The 15839-nt window shown below is 65.0% G+C and carries 15 protein-coding genes; 5 read left to right on the top strand and 10 right to left on the bottom strand.

Annotated features, from left to right (window positions below; all coding sequences use genetic code 11):
- The first annotated feature begins 162 nt into the window (after window positions 1-162).
- Together phaR and I6F36_RS30010 are read left to right on the top strand one after the other, a co-directional pair.
- Window positions 163-753, top strand: coding sequence for a polyhydroxyalkanoate synthesis repressor PhaR (phaR, locus tag I6F36_RS30005; RefSeq protein ID WP_036014750.1), 591 nt, complete (start codon window positions 163-165; stop codon window positions 751-753).
- 137 nt (window positions 754-890) lie between these two features.
- On the top strand, window positions 891-1412 hold the full coding sequence (locus I6F36_RS30010) for a trans-aconitate 2-methyltransferase (protein ID WP_225145421.1): 522 nt from the start codon (window positions 891-893) through the stop codon (window positions 1410-1412).
- Window positions 1413-1516: 104 nt separating this feature from the next.
- Here the strand turns inward: I6F36_RS30010 and I6F36_RS30015 are convergent, their stop codons facing one another.
- Window positions 1517-2404, bottom strand: a complete 888-nt coding sequence (locus I6F36_RS30015) for a branched-chain amino acid aminotransferase (protein ID WP_036026190.1) — start codon at window positions 2402-2404, stop codon at window positions 1517-1519.
- A 220-nt stretch (window positions 2405-2624) separates the two neighbouring features.
- Between I6F36_RS30015 and I6F36_RS30020 the strand changes: the two genes are divergently transcribed.
- Window positions 2625-3560, top strand: coding sequence for an alpha/beta hydrolase (locus tag I6F36_RS30020; RefSeq protein ID WP_225129840.1), 936 nt, complete (start codon window positions 2625-2627; stop codon window positions 3558-3560).
- 9 nt (window positions 3561-3569) lie between these two features.
- Here I6F36_RS30020 and I6F36_RS30025 read toward each other — a convergent pair whose 3' ends face one another.
- The gene (locus tag I6F36_RS30025) at window positions 3570-3818 is read right to left on the bottom strand and encodes a hypothetical protein (RefSeq protein WP_036026186.1); all 249 of its coding nucleotides are present in this window, start codon (window positions 3816-3818) and stop codon (window positions 3570-3572) included.
- A gap of 210 nt (window positions 3819-4028) precedes the next feature.
- Between I6F36_RS30025 and I6F36_RS30030 the strand changes: the two genes are divergently transcribed.
- On the top strand, window positions 4029-4901 hold the full coding sequence (locus I6F36_RS30030; RefSeq protein ID WP_225172788.1) for a hypothetical protein: 873 nt from the start codon (window positions 4029-4031) through the stop codon (window positions 4899-4901).
- Here I6F36_RS30030 and I6F36_RS30035 read toward each other — a convergent pair.
- The 3 genes from I6F36_RS30035 to I6F36_RS30045 all read right to left on the bottom strand — a co-directional run bounded on the left by I6F36_RS30035 (window position 4898) and on the right by I6F36_RS30045 (window position 7240).
- Window positions 4898-5458 carry a carboxymuconolactone decarboxylase family protein gene (locus I6F36_RS30035; protein ID WP_036014759.1) on the bottom strand — a complete coding sequence of 187 codons (561 nt, stop codon included), beginning with the start codon at window positions 5456-5458 and terminating at the stop codon, window positions 4898-4900. The genes I6F36_RS30030 and I6F36_RS30035 overlap by 4 nt on opposite strands.
- A gap of 109 nt (window positions 5459-5567) precedes the next feature.
- A complete protein-coding gene (locus I6F36_RS30040) occupies window positions 5568-6731 on the bottom strand; it encodes a PLP-dependent cysteine synthase family protein (protein WP_225172731.1) in 1164 nt (387 codons plus the stop codon).
- Window positions 6732-6775: 44 nt separating this feature from the next.
- Entirely contained in the window at window positions 6776-7240 is a 465-nt protein-coding gene (locus tag I6F36_RS30045) for an Lrp/AsnC family transcriptional regulator (protein WP_225172732.1), read from the bottom strand.
- A gap of 157 nt (window positions 7241-7397) precedes the next feature.
- Here I6F36_RS30045 and I6F36_RS30050 point away from each other — a divergent pair, with 157 nt between their 5' ends.
- The gene (locus tag I6F36_RS30050) at window positions 7398-8414 is read left to right on the top strand and encodes a 1-aminocyclopropane-1-carboxylate deaminase (RefSeq protein ID WP_225145425.1); all 1017 of its coding nucleotides are present in this window, start codon (window positions 7398-7400) and stop codon (window positions 8412-8414) included.
- 200 nt (window positions 8415-8614) lie between these two features.
- Here the strand turns inward: I6F36_RS30050 and recQ are convergent, their stop codons facing one another.
- The 5 genes from recQ to I6F36_RS30075 form a co-directional block, all read right to left on the bottom strand.
- Window positions 8615-10480, bottom strand: a complete 1866-nt coding sequence (gene recQ, locus I6F36_RS30055; RefSeq protein ID WP_225172733.1) for a DNA helicase RecQ — start codon at window positions 10478-10480, stop codon at window positions 8615-8617.
- Between the two features lie 241 nt (window positions 10481-10721).
- A complete protein-coding gene (locus tag I6F36_RS30060; protein ID WP_346656680.1) occupies window positions 10722-11465 on the bottom strand; it encodes a polysaccharide deacetylase family protein in 744 nt (247 codons plus the stop codon).
- A 63-nt stretch (window positions 11466-11528) separates the two neighbouring features.
- On the bottom strand, window positions 11529-12560 hold the full coding sequence (locus I6F36_RS30065; protein WP_225172735.1) for a homoserine O-succinyltransferase: 1032 nt from the start codon (window positions 12558-12560) through the stop codon (window positions 11529-11531).
- A gap of 12 nt (window positions 12561-12572) precedes the next feature.
- On the bottom strand, window positions 12573-13874 hold the full coding sequence (locus I6F36_RS30070; RefSeq protein WP_225172736.1) for an O-acetylhomoserine aminocarboxypropyltransferase/cysteine synthase family protein: 1302 nt from the start codon (window positions 13872-13874) through the stop codon (window positions 12573-12575).
- Window positions 13875-14227: 353 nt separating this feature from the next.
- On the bottom strand, window positions 14228-15787 hold the full coding sequence (locus I6F36_RS30075) for an amidase family protein (RefSeq protein WP_225148652.1): 1560 nt from the start codon (window positions 15785-15787) through the stop codon (window positions 14228-14230).
- Window positions 15788-15839 lie beyond the last annotated feature (52 nt).

The following is a 15839-nucleotide window of genomic DNA, read 5'->3' on the forward strand; positions in this document are numbered from 1 at the left end:
TTGGCGTTTTCGCAAGCAGGATTTTGCTCTGCAATTAACCGTGCCGCACAAAACGGTAGCGTGAGCCCTTTGAAAATGCTTATTTTGTTGCGTTGCGTACTCTTCCCGCCCTGCGGCATTGCCCGACAGGTTCCCGTTCTCCGCGTTTGCAAGTGAGAGCCCATGGCGAAATCAGACCAACCCACCACAATCAAGAAATACGCGAACCGCCGGCTCTATAACACCGGAACGAGCACCTATGTGACGCTCGAAGACCTCGCCGCGATGGTCAAGGACGGCGAAGACTTCCTGGTCTATGACGCCAAGACCGGCGACGACATCACCCGCTCCGTGCTCGCCCAGATCATCTTCGAGCAGGAGAACAAGGCCGGCCAGAACCTGTTGCCGACCACCTTCCTTCGCCAGCTGATCCGCTTCTATGGCGACAGCATGCAGATGGTGGTGCCGAAATATCTGGAGCAGTCGATCGCAACCCTGACCCAGGAGCAGGAGAAGTTCCGCAAGCAGATCGCCAATACGCTGTCCGGCACTCCTTTTGCTCCGTTGGAAGAGCAAGTCCGCCGCAACATGGAGCTGTTCCAGCAGACCTTCTCGATGTTCAAGCCGTTCGCTGCGCCCCGTCCGGCGGCAAGCCCTGAGCCGGAGCCCGATGCGAATGCCGAGGCGCCGAAGGACAGCAACATCGACGAGCTGCGCCAGCAGATGAAGGAAATGCAGGAGCGCCTCGAGCGGATGTCGAAGAAGGACGAATAGTCTTTCGTTCGCGCCGGCCCCTGTACGCGGGAGGGCGAGCCACGTCTGACCGAAGCAACCATTGGGACCATGTCTACGCCACCAAGGGCGAGGCCGAGGTCAGCTGGTATCAGGATAGCCCCGCGATCTCGCTCGCGATGATTCGCGCAGCCGGCTCCGATCGCGACACGACCATCATCGATGTCGGCGGCGGCGCATCGCGCCTGGTCGATGCGCTGTTGCAGGACGGCTATCGCGACATCGCCGTGCTGGATCTTTCTGCCAATGCGCTCGCGGCGGCGAAGAAGCGCATCGGTCCGGCCGCTTCGACGGTCGACTGGATCGTTGCCGATGCCACGATGTGGCGTCCGACCAGGACCTACGATGTCTGGCACGATCGCGCAGCGTTTCACTTCCTGACTGACCCGCGCGACAGGGTCGCTTACGTGGAGCGCCTGCGGTCGGCGGTCAGACCTGGCGGCCACGTCATCATTGCGACGTTTGCACCCGATGGTCCCGAGAAATGCAGCGGCCTGCCGGTGCAGCGCCACGACAGCGCGAGCCTTGCGGCGGAGCTCGGGCCGGAATTTAAACTGGTCGAGACGCGCAGCGAGACGCACCACACGCCGTGGCATTCGACGCAGGCGTTTCAGTTCAGCCGGTTTCGGCGGCAGAAATAGTTCTCGTTATGGCCGGGCTTGACCCGGCCATCCACGTCTTGACGCGCGACGCGAAGAACGTGGATCCCCGGGACAAGCCCGGGCATGACGACAGAGACTCCGGATCAAGCCGCCATCTTCACGGCATGCGCAAAGTCCCAGTAGAGCTTGCGCGCCTTGGCGTAGAACGGGCCCGGCTTCAGCTCGCGCTCGTCGATGCGGATCACGGGCGCGACCTTGGCGAAATTGCCGGTCGAAAAGATCTCGTCGGCGGTCAGGAAATCGGCGTAGCGCAGCGTCTTCTCGACCACGGTGACGCCGTCGGCGCGAAGCAGGCTGATGACGCGCTGGCGCGTGATGCCGTTGAGGAAGGTGCCGTTCGGCACCGGCGTGAACACCACGCCATCCCTGGCCATGAACACGTTGGAATTGCCGAACTCGGCGACGTTGCCGAGCATGTCGAGCATCAGCGCGTTCTGGAAGCCGCGCGACGCAGCTTCGGCGAGTGCGCGCGAATTGTTCGGGTAGAGGCAGGCGGCCTTGGCTTCGACCGGCGCGCATTCGGCCGTCGGCCTACGAAACGGCGACAAGGTGATCGCGTTGCCGACGGGCTTTGGCATCGGCGCTTCGTAGATGCACAGGCACCAATTGGTGGTCTCGGGGTCGAACAGCACGCCGCCGCCGCTTCCGTTCTGCGCCCAGTACATCGGACGGATATAGAGCTCGGCATTTCCGGCAAAGCGCGCGATGCCTTCGTTCGCGAGCGTCAGCCAGGTGTCGGTATCGACCACCGGCTTCAGGCCGAAACTGATCGCGGATTGATTGGCGCGGGCCACGTGACGATCGAGATCCGGTGCGACGCCCTCGAAAGCGCGAGCGCCGTCGAACACGATCGAGCCGAGCCAGGCCGCATGCGTGCGCGGCCCCATGATCGGCACGTTGCCCTCGTGCCATTTGCCCTCGAAGAAGGTCCAGCTCGGCGAGTAGTCGATGGGCTTCTTGATCTCGGCCATGACCGGCCTCCTTTTCGAACGATCCGGCACTATTGTCCCAATTTCTAAACGATTTGCTGCGAGGAAATGGTGAGTTACCCTCTCCCCTTGTGGGAGAGGGTGGCTCGCCGCGTAGCGGCGAGACGGGTGAGGGGTATCCATCCGCGAACTCACCTGCGGAGAAAACCCCTCATCCGGCGCTGCGCGCCACCTTCTCCCACAAGGGGAGAAGGAAGAATCCATGCCGCTCGATCCGCTCGCAAAGCGTTTGTTGACCATGATGGCTGCGGCTGCGCCGCGGGCGCGGAGCCGCCCGAGTGTGGAGGTGCGGCGGCAATCGCTGGCAAAGCTGATGCAGTTCGCCCGGGCCGAGGCGCCGGATGTGACGACCTCCGACGGCAGGCTGCCCGGTCCCGGCGGCGAGCTGCCCTATCGCCTCTACACGCCGGCAGGCACTGAAGCGCCCGCACCGGGCTTCGTGTTCTTTCATGGCGGCGGGCTCGTCGCCGGCAGCATTGCCACGCACGAGCGCATCGCCGCGGCGCTGGCGCATGCCACCGGCTGCCGCCTCGTGTCGGTCGATTACCGGCTCGCGCCGGAGCACAGATTCCCTGCCGCGGTCGACGACGCGATCGCGGCCACCGAATGGGTGGCGCGCGAGGCGGCATCGCTCGGCATCGACGCTGACCGCCTGGTGATCGGCGGCGATTCCGCCGGCGCCACACTCGCGGCGATCGTGTGCCAGAATGCGGCGCAGACCGCCGGCCTCTCCATCGCCGCGCAGTGCCTGATCTGCCCGGTGCTGGATTTCGAGGAAACCTCGCCTTCGCGCGAGGCCTTTGCCGAGGGCCATCTGATCGATCGCGCCACGATCGAAGCCGATCTTTCCGATTATCTGCCCGATGGCATCGATCCTGCCGATCCCCGCGTCTCTCCGTTGCGCGCGACGCGCCTCACGGGCCTGCCGACCGCGATCATCCACACCGCCGAGTACGACCCGATGCGTGACGAGGGCAATGCCTATGCCCGCAAGCTGCTCGCCGCGGGGGTCGCGGTCGAGCATGTCTGCCACGATGGCATGGTTCACAATTTCCACGCCATGGGCGCAATCCTGCCGCAGGCACAGCTCGTGCTGTCGCAAATCGGCGAACAGGTGCGGCGCGCGGTGAAGACCTGACAGCGTCAATCATACGCGCGCGCCGATCACCGCGCGCGCCGCCGCGACATATTCCGGCCAGTGCGCTTCCGCATAATGCTCCGCCTGCCATGCGCAGGTGCTGTCGGGCGCATGCGCCGCCGCAATCGTGCGCGCGAAACGTTCCTCCGCAACCGTCGCCTTGCCGGGCTCGGCTGTGGGTGCAGCAGCCACCGCAGCACCGGGAGTAACGGCAAGCCCCGCCAGACCGGTGAGCAGGATGCGGCGTGACGTGTTCATGGCTGTCTCCTCCATTCTTCGGCCTGCACTGTGGCGGGCGAGTGTGTCAGTGCGATCACGCCAGGGTAACCGCGCACATCCGCGCCGTCCATCGCTTGCGGATAGCGCTTGACCAAGCGCGCGATCACGTTCCATCTAACAACGGTTCCACCCTCAAATCGCCACGCGTCGGATCGTCACGTGCCTCTTCGCAGCCAATCCCGTCGTGCGTTGCGCGCTGCCGCGGCGGGACTGCTGTGTCTGGCGGTCCCGGCAGGCGGTGCCCTCGCCGCCGACGATGAGGAGGACGAGCCCGCAAAGCCGATCGTCCCGAACATCTATCTCGATCTCCGCACCATCTATGCGACGATCCCCGCAGGCACGCTCGCGCTCGGCTTCGGCAACACCTCGCTGTCAGCCGCATTCCAAGCCCTGGCGGCGCAACGAGGCACGTCGCTGCGGAATGGACTGCCGGCCGCGAAATCGATTGCGATCGACCTGCCGCTGACCGTCGACGTCAGCGACCGCGTTTCGCTCTACGGCGGCGTATCCGGCACGACGACGGATATCGGCGGCGGCTGGTCGTCTTTCGACATCACGAGCTGGAACATCGGCGTGCAGGCCGATCTCTACCAGCAGAATGGCGGGAAGATCCCGACCATCACGCTGCAATCAACCCTGACGCAGTCGGTGCCCAACGAGCAGGGCATGACGAACTCCTTCAACAACATCGTGGAATTCGACTACGCGGTCGACGAGGACGAGACACGGGGCTGGCTCGCCGGCCTGCAATACACCACCGTCACCATCGCCAGCCCGTTCGCCACGATCCGGCCGAACACGATCCTCTATGCCGGCGGCTACTATCAATGGCCGAGCAACTGGAAGTTCACCGGGCGCCTCGGCATGCAGTCGTTCGGCGGCGCGCTGCTCGCGGGCCGGACGCTCGCGGAATCCTTCACCCAGCCGGTCCTGCGGCTCGACCTCGATCGCATGGACGACAACGACAACCGACTTTTCGGCATTACCGCGCAGATCGCCTGGATGCCGAAGCCGTCCTATCAGGTCACGTTGCGCACACCGCTCTACGCCGTGCGCAACTAGTCAGGCACCGGCACGTCGAAGGTGTTGAGCGTGACCGAGACCATGCAGTAGACGCCGACGAGATAGGACAGCTCGGCCGCGCCGTGCTCGCCGAATTCCTTCACCGCCGCACGCCAAGTCAGCTCCGGCAGCACGCCGCCGCTGACCAGTGCCGAAGCCATGTCGTAGGCGACGGCTTCCTGCTTGGTGAGGTCCACCGGCCGCTGGCCGGCAACGATGGTCGCGAGCTTCTCGTCGGAGAGGCCACGCTGCTCGGCCACCAGCACATGAGCGTAGAGCTCGTAACCGGAGCGGAAATGCGAGCCGGTGACGAGGATCGCGACCTCGCGTACGGCCGCGGGCAGCAGCGGGTTCGACGCAATCGCCTTGACCAGCTCCCACACCGGCTTGCCGAAGCGCGGCTCGCGGATCCAGGGATTCCAGGGCCCGAGCAGCGCGCCGTCCTCGCGCATGTTCACAAAACCCTTGAAGTGGTCCTTCATGCCGGCCCGCATGTCGTCATAGAGCGGCTTCTGTTCGTCGGTTAGCTCTTTCGGATCGAGAATGGGAAGGCGCACGGTAGGGTCTCCTCGTTGAGAAGACGCAACCGTCACCTGCGTGCCTGCGCAAGGCAAGTGAAGTTGCCGTGACGACCGTGCGATTTCGCAAATGCCAGGCAGATCTCGGCTATGACGCCGTGGGGCTTGGCACGCTTTGGGGATTGACGACGTCGTCGACGTCCAGCGTCAGTGGCTCACCTGTGGCGAGGAACGACGACAGCGCCGCCTCGAACGGCGCCGGATCGAGGCCGCGCGCGGCGAGCCAAGCGGGCTCGTAATAGGTCTGCCGGTAGCGCTCGCCGGAATCGCAGATCAGCGTCACCAACGATCCCGTGACGCTCGCCTGGCGCATCTCCGAGGCGAGCCGGCACAGCGCCAGGAAGTTGGTGCCGGTGGAGCCGCCGACCGCACGGCGCAGCCGTCGCGACAGCACGTTCATCGCCGCGACCGTTGCCGCATCCGGGATCTTCATCATGCGATCGACCACGCCGGGCACGAAGGACGGCTCGCAGCGGGGGCGACCGACGCCCTCGATCAGCGACGGGCGGTCGCAAACACGGGAGCGATCCAGCGTGCGGAAGCAATCGAAGAACGCGGAATGCTCGACATCGGCGACGCACAGCCGGGTCGGATATTGCCGATACCGCAGATAACGTCCGATGGTGGCCGACGTGCCGCCGGTGCCGGCGCCCATCACGATCCAGTCCGGAATCGGCCGCGGCTCGCCCTGCAACTGCGTGAAGATGGACTCGGCGATGTTGTTGTTGCCGCGCCAGTCGGTGGCCCGCTCGGCAAAGGTGAACTGATCCATGTAGTGGCCGTCCAGCCGGGCGGCGAGTGCCGCGGCTTCCGCATAGAGCGCGCGGCCGTCGTCGATCAAATGGCAATTGCCGCCATAATGCTCGATCGCGGCGATCTTCTCCGCCGAGGTCGTGCGCGGCATCACGGCGTAGAAGGGCACGCCGATCATCTCAGCGAAATAGGCCTCCGACACCGCGGTTGATCCCGACGAGGCCTCGACCACGGGCGTGCCTTCGCGGATGTGGCCGTTGCAGAGCGCATAGAGGAACAGCGAGCGCGCGAGGCGATGCTTCAGGCTGCCGGTCGGATGCGTGGACTCATCCTTCAGATAGATGTCGATGCCCGATAGCGCCGGCACGATCAGCCGGATCAGATGCGTGTCGGCGGTGCGGCACTGGTCGGCCTCGATCGCGGCCACGGCCTCGTCGACCCAGCCGCGCCGATAGGCCGGCCCGGCCGGATTGTGCTGGCGGAAGGGGAATGTCTGCATCGGGCGAATCTCTCATGATGCGGATAGCGCATCAATAGCTGCGCCTAAAATTCCAGCGGCGCGTTGTCGACGACTTCCTTCATCACGAAGAAGGTCCGGGTCTGGCGCACGCCGGGGAGCGCGATCAGCTGCTCGCCGTGGATGCGATTGAAATCCTCCATGTCGCCGACGCGGATCTTGAGGAAGTAATCGAAATCGCCGGCGACGAGGTGGCAGTCGAGCAGGAACTTCAGCTTTGCAACGGCCTGCTCGAAGGTGGCAAAGCTCTCTGGCGTCGAGCGGTCGAGCACGACGCCGACCATCACCAGCGTGCCCTTGGCCACCTTCTTCGGCGCGACCATGGCGCGGACAGTGGCGATGAAGCCGTCCTCGAACAGGCGCTGGGTGCGACGGTGGCAGGTGGCGGGGCTGATCGCGACCGTTTCGGCCAGCTCGGCGTTGCTGAGCCGACCGTTATTCTGAAGCAATCTCAATATCTTGAGGTCGGTGCGGTCGAGTCGGGCAGCCATGAAAGAAACTTCCGAAAATAGGTGCTGTTCTGGAAGGAATGTTAGCAATTATCACAACTTTCGCAAGAAGCCGTGCAACATGGCCGCAATATTCGAGAGCACATTTTCCCGACGTGATGCTAGGGAGCCGCAACACCAACGCCAATCGAGATGACCCATGAAGCTGGACAAATTTCCGCGCTATCCTTTGACCTTCGGCCCGACGCCCATCGAGAAGCTGGAGCGCTTGTCAAAACATCTCGGCGGCCAAGTCGAGGTCTATGCCAAGCGCGAGGACTGCAATTCCGGCCTCGCCTATGGCGGCAACAAGCTGCGCAAGCTCGAATACATTATCCCCGATGCGATCGCCTCCAATGCCGATACGCTGGTCTCGATCGGCGGCGTGCAATCCAACCACACCCGCATGATCGCGGCCGTCGCGGCCAAGCTCGGCATGAAATGCCGCCTGGTGCAGGAAGCCTGGGTGCCGCACGAAGACGCAGTCTATGATCGCGTCGGCAACATCATGCTCTCGCGCATCATGGGCGCCGACGTGCGCCTGGTCGACGACGGCTTCGATATCGGCATCCGCAAGAGCTGGGAGCAGGCGATCGAGGAAGTGAAGGCCGCGGGCGGCAAGCCCTACGCTATTCCCGCCGGTGCCTCCGTGCATAAGTTCGGCGGCCTTGGCTATGTCGGCTTTGCCGAGGAGGTGCGCAAGCAGGAAGCCGAGCTCGGCTTCAAGTTCGACTACATCGTCGTCTGCACCGTCACCGGCTCCACCCATGCCGGCATGCTGGTCGGGTTTGCGGCGGACGGCCGTGCGCGAAAGGTGATCGGCATCGATGCCTCCTTCACGCCCGCCCAGACCAAGGCCCAGGTGCTCGAGATCGCGCAGAACACGGCAAAGCTCGTCGAGCTCGGCAAGGACCTCGTCACTGACGACGTCGTGCTGATCGAGGACTACGCCTATCCCGCCTATGGCGTGCCATCGGAGGAGACCAAGGAGGCGATCCGCCTCACCGCGCGCCTCGAAGGTATGATCACCGACCCCGTCTACGAGGGCAAGTCGATGCAGGGCCTGATCGATCTCGCCCAGAAGGGCTATTTCGAGAAGGGCGCGAAGATCCTCTACGCCCATCTCGGCGGCGCGCCGGCGCTGAACGGGTATGCGTATGCGTTCAGGAATGGGTGAGTGAGAGCGTAGCGCTCGCGCGTCATGCATCACTGTCGTCCCGGGGCGCGACGAAGTCGCGAGCCCGGGACCCATAACCACAGGGAGGCGTTTGGCGCAGACTTGCGGTTGAGAGCTTGCCGCAACCACATTGGCCTGTGGTTATGGATCCCGGATCGGCGCGCGCCTGAGGCGCGCTTGTCCGGGATGACGACTGCGCCCTACCTCGTCCTCACGATCTGCAGCAGCTCGTTGCCGTAGTGCTCGAGCTTCTTGTCGCCGATCCCCGGCACGTTGCGCAGCTCGTCCAGCGTGGTCGGCCAGGCCCGGACGATGCCGTCGATCGTTGCATCGTGCAGCACCACATAGGCCGGCACGCCGCGTTCGCGCGCGACCTCTGACCGCCAGGCGCGCAGGCGCGCGCGCAATTCGGGATCGACGTCGCCTTGCGGCGCGCTCGCCGCGGGCGCGAGGTCACCGCGGCGTGACGTGGCCCGGCTGGCGCGAACCCGCGTGCCGGGCGCCTCCTCGCGCAGCCAGACCTCGGTCTCGCCGCGCAGCACGCCGCGCGAAGACTCCGTCAGCTTGAGCGCGCCGTAGGCTTCGCTGTCGCTGCGCAAATGGCCCATCGCCACCACTTGCCGCAGCACCGTGCGCCACTGCTTCTCGTTGAGCTCGCGGCCAATGCCGAACACCGACAGCTTGTCGTGACCGAACTGTGTGACCTTCTCGGTCAGGCGTCCGACCAGCACATCGATCAGATGCATGGCGCCGAAACGCTGCCCGGTGCGATAGACGCAGGACAGCAGCTTCTGCGCCAGCACCTTGCCGTCGCGCATCTTCGGCGGCGTCAGGCAATTGTCGCAATTGCCGCAGCTCTCGCCCATCACGATCTCGCCGAAATAGGCGAGCAGGCGCCGGCGCCGGCAGTGCGGCGTCTCGGCGAGGCCGACCAGCGCATCGAGCTTGCCGATCGAGACCCGCTTGAAATCCTCCGATCCGGCCGATTCGTCGATCATGCGGCGCTGCTGCACGATGTCGGAGAGGCCGTAGGTCATCCACGCCGCCGACGGCTTGCCGTCACGGCCGGCGCGTCCGGTCTCCTGGTAATAGGCCTCGATGCTCTTGGGCAGGTCGAGATGGGCGACGAAGCGCACGTCGGGCTTGTCGATGCCCATGCCGAAGGCGATGGTCGCGACGATGACGATGCCGTCCTCGTTGAGGAAGCGATCCTGGTTGCGCGAGCGCACCGCCCCGTCGAGCCCGGCGTGGTAGGGCAGCGCCGCAATGCCGGCCTCGGCAAGCGCTGCGGCGACCTCCTCGACGCGGTTGCGCGACAGGCAATAGACCACGCCGGCATCGCCCATGTGGCGCTCGCGGATGAATTCCTTCAGCTGCGACACCGCATTGCGCTTGTCGACGATCTCATAGCGGATGTTGGGCCGGTCGAAGCTGGAGACGAACTGCGGCGCGCCCGTCAGCTGAAGTCGCTCGACGATCTCCTTGCGCGTCAGCTCGTCGGCGGTCGCGGTCAGCGCGATGCGCGGCACGTCGGGAAAGCGCTCGGCGATGACGGAAAGGCCGACATATTCGGGCCGGAAATCGTGGCCCCATTGCGAGACGCAATGCGCCTCGTCGATCGCGAACAGCGCCACTTTCGCCTGCGCCAGCAGCGATAGGCAGCGCGGCGTGACCAGCCGTTCCGGCGCGACATAGAGCAGATCGAGATCGCCGGCGAGCAGGCGGCGTTCGATGTCGGAGGCCTCCTGCGGCGTCAGCGACGAGTTCAGCGCGGCGGCATTGACACCGGCCTCGATCAGGCCGGCGACCTGGTCGCGCATCAAGGCGATCAACGGCGAGACCACGATGCCGCAGCCTTCGCGCAGCAAGGATGGAAGCTGATAGCACAGCGACTTGCCGCCGCCGGTCGGCATCAAGACCAGGCAATTGCCGCCGTCCGTGACGTGGCGGACGATCTCGCCCTGCGCGCCGCGAAATCCCGGCAGGCCGAACACCGAATGCAGCACCGACAGCGCATCGCCGCCGTTGGCCGGCGCAGGCAGTGGGGCGTTGGAGGGAGCGGACATGGGCGGAGCAGATCAGGCCGTGGGATTCGTCACAAGGCCAGTCGCATGCTGGTGTGGCTGTGGCAAGACTGTTTGGAGGCGAGGCACGACTCTTCCCTCTCCCCTTGTGGGAGAGGGTGCCTCGCGAAGCGAGGTGGGTGAGGGGTTCTATCCGCGAACGCAGATATGAGCTTGTGGAGACATACCCCTCATCCGGCGCTTCGCGCCACCTCCTCCCACAAGGGGAGAAGGGAAGAAGAGGCTACGCCCCGATCCGTCGCAGCGCTTCCGCAACCGTCACGATCGGCATGTTGCGTCTGCCGGCCGCCTCCAGCGCATGACGCATCAGATGCGGCGTGCAGCCATAGGGGCTCGGCCTGTCGCTGACGTCGTGGCCGTAGAAGATCAGCCAGCCGCCGCTCGCGACCGCCTCGTCGAAATAGCGATCGACCCCGGCCTCGTCGATCTCGCAATCGACCAAGGGCGAGGCGCGCAGGAATTGGAGGTCGATGACGCCGCTGTTGACGCCGGGAAGAATGCCGCGCGCGGAACGGAAGGCTTTTGTCAGCTGCGGCTTGCGCCACACCGAGGCGATGCCATAGGGATAGGCGAAATTCTCCAGCGTGATCGAAGCATCGATGCCGCGGAGATGGCTGCGGTTTCGTTCGATCTCGCGCGCCATGGCGGGTGCGTCGAGCGTCGCCGAGCTCTGATGCGAGAAGGTGTGGCAGGCGATCTCGTGCCCGGCGCGGTGAAGCCGGACGATCGCATCGTCCGACAGGCCATGCCAATGCTCCGACGGCTGGCCGATCAGGCTGCCGGCAAGGTAATAGGTGCCGCGGCCGCCATGCCGCTGCAGAAGCTCGGCGCCCTCGCCTGCGGCGCTATCGGGGGCGTCGTCGAACGTGAAGCTCACCATCGGCGCACGCGCAGGCAGCCGGTGCGGCGCGGCGCGGAAATGCCGGGCCAACCGATTGCTCACGCGTCCCTGGAGTGCCGACCACACGACTGCGTTTCCCGTGATGCCTTCTTGCTCTACTGAAACATTCGTGCGCAGGTCGAGGCAAGCCTAACGCCCGGGTAATCCTAACGCCGAACCAAGACCGCTTTGGCTAGCGCACGCGTCGGCGTCCGCACCGAGATAGCGCAGCCAATTGCGGAAGAGCACCGCCGCAGCGTCGCCAGCGCCGATATCGGCGCGCAGGTTCAGCGCGGGCAGCTCGTTGCTGAGCGCCGGATGGCGCTGGTGCGCCGCCTTCTTCTCGAACCGAGCCAGCTTCTCTTCAGTCGCTGCGTCAAAATAACTCACCGGCAGGCGCGGATAGGTCTCCCGCTCCCGCGCGAGATAGCGGCCGATGTCACGCAGATATTCGCGCTGCAGCGACAGCGCGTCATATTCGGGGTGACCCTGGAAGAACACGAAGCGGCTGGCATATTGGCGAACGAAGACGTCGACGCCAGCCTCCTGTGAGCGTGTCAGCACCTGATAACCGGCGTGCACGAGGTCGCTCTCGGCGATCTCGTTCAGACGTGAATGCGAGACCTTGAGCGGTGCGGGCGCAGAGCGGGTCAGCAAATCGTCCGTCACGACGCCGCAATCGAAAATGCCGTGACATTTGGCCGGCAGCCGCCGCCGTTCAATATTGTCGAGATGCAGCACCGCGGCATGCGCGGCAAGGCACGACCAGATCGTCGAACGCGTGTTGGCCTTGGCCCAGTCGATCAGGTTGGTGAGGTCGCGCCAGTACGTCTCCCCGTCGAGCTCGGGCGCGATCGGCTCTGCGCCCGTCACGATCAGCCCATCGAACTTGCCGCGCTCGAGATCGGAAAGGTTGGAATACTCGCTCTCGACATGCCATTTCGCTTCCGGCGACCGCTTCACGCTGGGAAGCGAGAAGCAGTGGAAGCGGATACGGCGCGAGCCCGCCGCGGCCTGAAGCAGCTTCATGAACTGCCGCTCGGTCGCCTTCAACGCGGCATCCGGCATGTTGTTGACGAGGCCGATGGTGAGTTCGGCGCCGGCATCGCGCGCGAGATCGTGCGCGGCCGGCACCAGCGTCGGGCCCGCGATGACCTGATCCTTGTCGATCAAGATCGTCATGGCCGGCGCCGCCTACTCCGCAGCCTCGCGGCGCGCCGACGGGCAGGCCTTTTCCAGCGCCTGGTCGATGTCCTCGATGATATCAGAGACATGCTCGATGCCGATCGACAGACGGATCGTCTCCGGCAGCACGCCGGCGGCGCGCTGCTGCTCCGCCGACATCTGGCGATGGGTGGTCGATGCCGGATGGCAGGCGAGCGACTTGGCATCGCCGATATTGACGAGCCGCGTGATCAGCTTCAGCGCATCGTAAAACGTCTTGCCGGCCTCCATGCCGCCCTTGATGCCGAAGGTGAATAGCGAGGAGGCGTTGCCGTTCAGGTACTTCTGCACCAGCGGATAATAGGGGCTGTCCGGGAAGCCGGTGTAGTTGACCCAGGCCACGCGCGGATCGCCGCGCAGGAATTCGGCGACCTTGCGGGCGTTCTCGACATGGCGCTCCATGCGCAGCGCCACGGTCTCGATGCCCTGAAGCAGCAGGAAGGCGTTGAACGGCGACAGCACCGAGCCCATTGTGCGCTGATAGACGCTGCGCGCGCGCTCGATATAGGCGGTCTTGCCGAAGCGCTCGGCATAGACCAGGCCGTGATAGGAGGCGTCGGGCTTGTTGTAGGCCGGGAAGCGATCGGCGTGCTCGGCCCAGGGAAAGTTTCCGGAATCGACGATGGCGCCGCCGAGCGTGGTGCCGTGACCGCCCAAGAACTTGGTCAGCGAATGCACCGCGATATCGGCCCCATAGTCGAACGGCTTGAAGAGGATCGGGGTGGCGACGGTGTTGTCGACGATCAGCGGCACGCCATGCGCATGGGCGATCTTCGCCAGCGCCTCGATGTCGCAGACATTGCCGGCGGGATTACCGATGGTTTCGGCGAACACGGCGCGGGTGTTCTCGTCGATCAGCTTCTCGACGGCCTCTGGCTTGTCGCTCTCGGCAAAACGGCCGGTGATGCCCTGGCGCGGCAGGATATGGGAGAGCAGCGTATGCGTGGTGCCGTAGAGCTGCGGCACGGAGACAATGTTGCCGCCGTGATCGGCGACATTGACGAAGGCGAAATGCAGCGCCGCCTGCCCGGTCGCGACCGCGAGCGCGCCGACGCCGCCTTCGAGCTGGGCGATGCGTTTCTCCAGCACTGCGCTGGTCGGATTGGCGATGCGGCTGTAACGAAAACCTTCGGTCTCCAGATTGAACAAGGCGGCGCCATGATCTGCGCTGTCGAAGGCGTAGGCCGCGGTCTGGTAGATCGGCACGGCCACTGCGTGCGTGGTGGCTTCAGGCTCGTAGCCGGCGTGAATAGCGATCGTCTCGTTGCGCATCGTGCCACCTCCGCGTGGAGCGGGCCGCACTTATTGGCCTAGAATGAGGCATGTGCGTTGTCCGCCGCTTCTCTGTTAGAGGCGGGTGGTAAAGCGGACAATAATTCGCTTAGAGATCGAGGAAGTAACCCTAATGCTTGCTCGCGGATTGGCTGAAATCCGGGTTAAAGCGGATTAACGAACGCGCTCTCGCCGTGGCGCTCCTTCTCCCCTTGTGGGAGAAGGTGGCGCGAAGCGCCGGATGTGGGGTGTCTATCCACACGCGAACTCGTGGAGGGATACCCCTCACCCGTTTCGCCGCTCTGCGGCGAGCCACCCTCTCCCACAAGGGGAGAGGGTGAAATTACCCGCCGCTACGCCATTCTTTCCCACAGCCGGTGCGCGAGCACGCCGACGCGTTTCTCGATGGCGGCTGCGGCATCGAGGGCGAGATCCTCGCGATAGCGGCCGGCAATCAATTGCACGCCGATCGGCTTGCCGTCATGCAGCGCCACCGGCACCACCGCGCCGGGCAGGCCCAGCACGTTGATGGCGGAGATGAAGCGGATCTCGCCCCAGAAGATCTCGCGCACGCGCTCGGAGCTGATGGTGTCCTCGCGCGGGCCCGGCGTCGGCTTCACCGTGGTCGGCGCCAGCACCACCGGATACTCCTCGAAGAACAATTGCCAGGCGCGGATGTGGCCGTTGCGCGCGGCGGTCGCCTGCATCCAGCCCTTGAGATCGAGCACGTTGGCCTTGGCCTTCATGCCGCCCCAGGACTTGTGAAAATCCTCGGATGTGACCTTCAGCATGGCGGCCTCCTGCATCATCACGGTCTCGTTGGTGATGATGTCGCACCAGGTCTGCCAGACCCCGTTGATGTCGGGTACCTCGACCTCGCTGACGCGATAGCCGGACCGCTCGAGATGATCGGCAGCCTGGCGCAGCGCCGCGGCGACAGAGGGATCGACGTCCATGTCCTCGGGGATCTTTGCCAGTGCAACCTTGATCGGCCGCTTCGGCCGCTCGCCGACCAGCGGCGCGGGCACCCACCAGGGATCGCGCGGATCGCGCTGGCTCATCACCTCCAAAGCGAGGCGCACGTCGGCGACATGGCGCGCGAGCGGTCCCTGCGCCGACATCAGATGCGCCAGCATAGGCCGCTCCGACGTTGCGCTTCCGTTGAAGGCGGGGATGCGGCCCTGCGTCGGCTTGATGGTGGCAACGCCGTTGCAATGCGCCGGCCAGCGCAGCGAGCCGCCGATGTCGTTGCCGTGGGCGATAGTGCCGATGCCCGCAGCGACCGCCGAGCCCGCGCCCCCGGAGGAGCCGCCGCAGGTGATGTCGGGATCCCAGGGGTTGAGCGTCAGCCCGTGCAGGGGATTGTCGGTGAAGCCGCGAAAGGAGAATTCGGGCGTGTTGGTGAGACCGATGACGATCGCGCCTGATTTCTTCAGGTTGCGCACCACGGGCGAGTCGGAGGGTGCAATGAGGTCCTTGTTGGCGGGCACGCCGTTGAAATTCGGCCGGCCCTCGTAGTCGACATTTTCCTTGATCGTAATCGGCACGCCGTGCAGGAGACCGAGCTCGCCGCCTTTGGCGCGCTGCTTGTCGGCCGCGTGCGCCGCTTTGAGTGCTTCCTCCGAGAGATCGACGACGACCGCATTCAGCTTCGGATTGACGGTGCGCATTCGTTCGAGATGCGCTTCCACCGCCTCCACCGCGGAGATGGCGCCGGAGCGGATCGCAGCCGCGGTCTCAACCGCCGACCATTGCCAGGCCGGGCCCTTCGGGCGCCGCGGCTTCGCCGATTTGCCGGCAGCGGCCTTTCCGGCCGGCTTGGCGACGGCGCTCTTGCGGCCGGAGCCCTTCTTCGAAGCCTTCGCCGTCGTCTTCAACACACTTTTCTTCTTGGTCGCCGTCTTCTTCGCCACGCCGCATCTCCTAAATTTGCGCGGCGGAGGTTAGGGACGACATGGGACCCTG

This window comes from Bradyrhizobium sp. BRP19, from assembly GCF_020194195.1.
GTDB lineage: Bacteria > Pseudomonadota > Alphaproteobacteria > Rhizobiales > Xanthobacteraceae > Bradyrhizobium > Bradyrhizobium yuanmingense.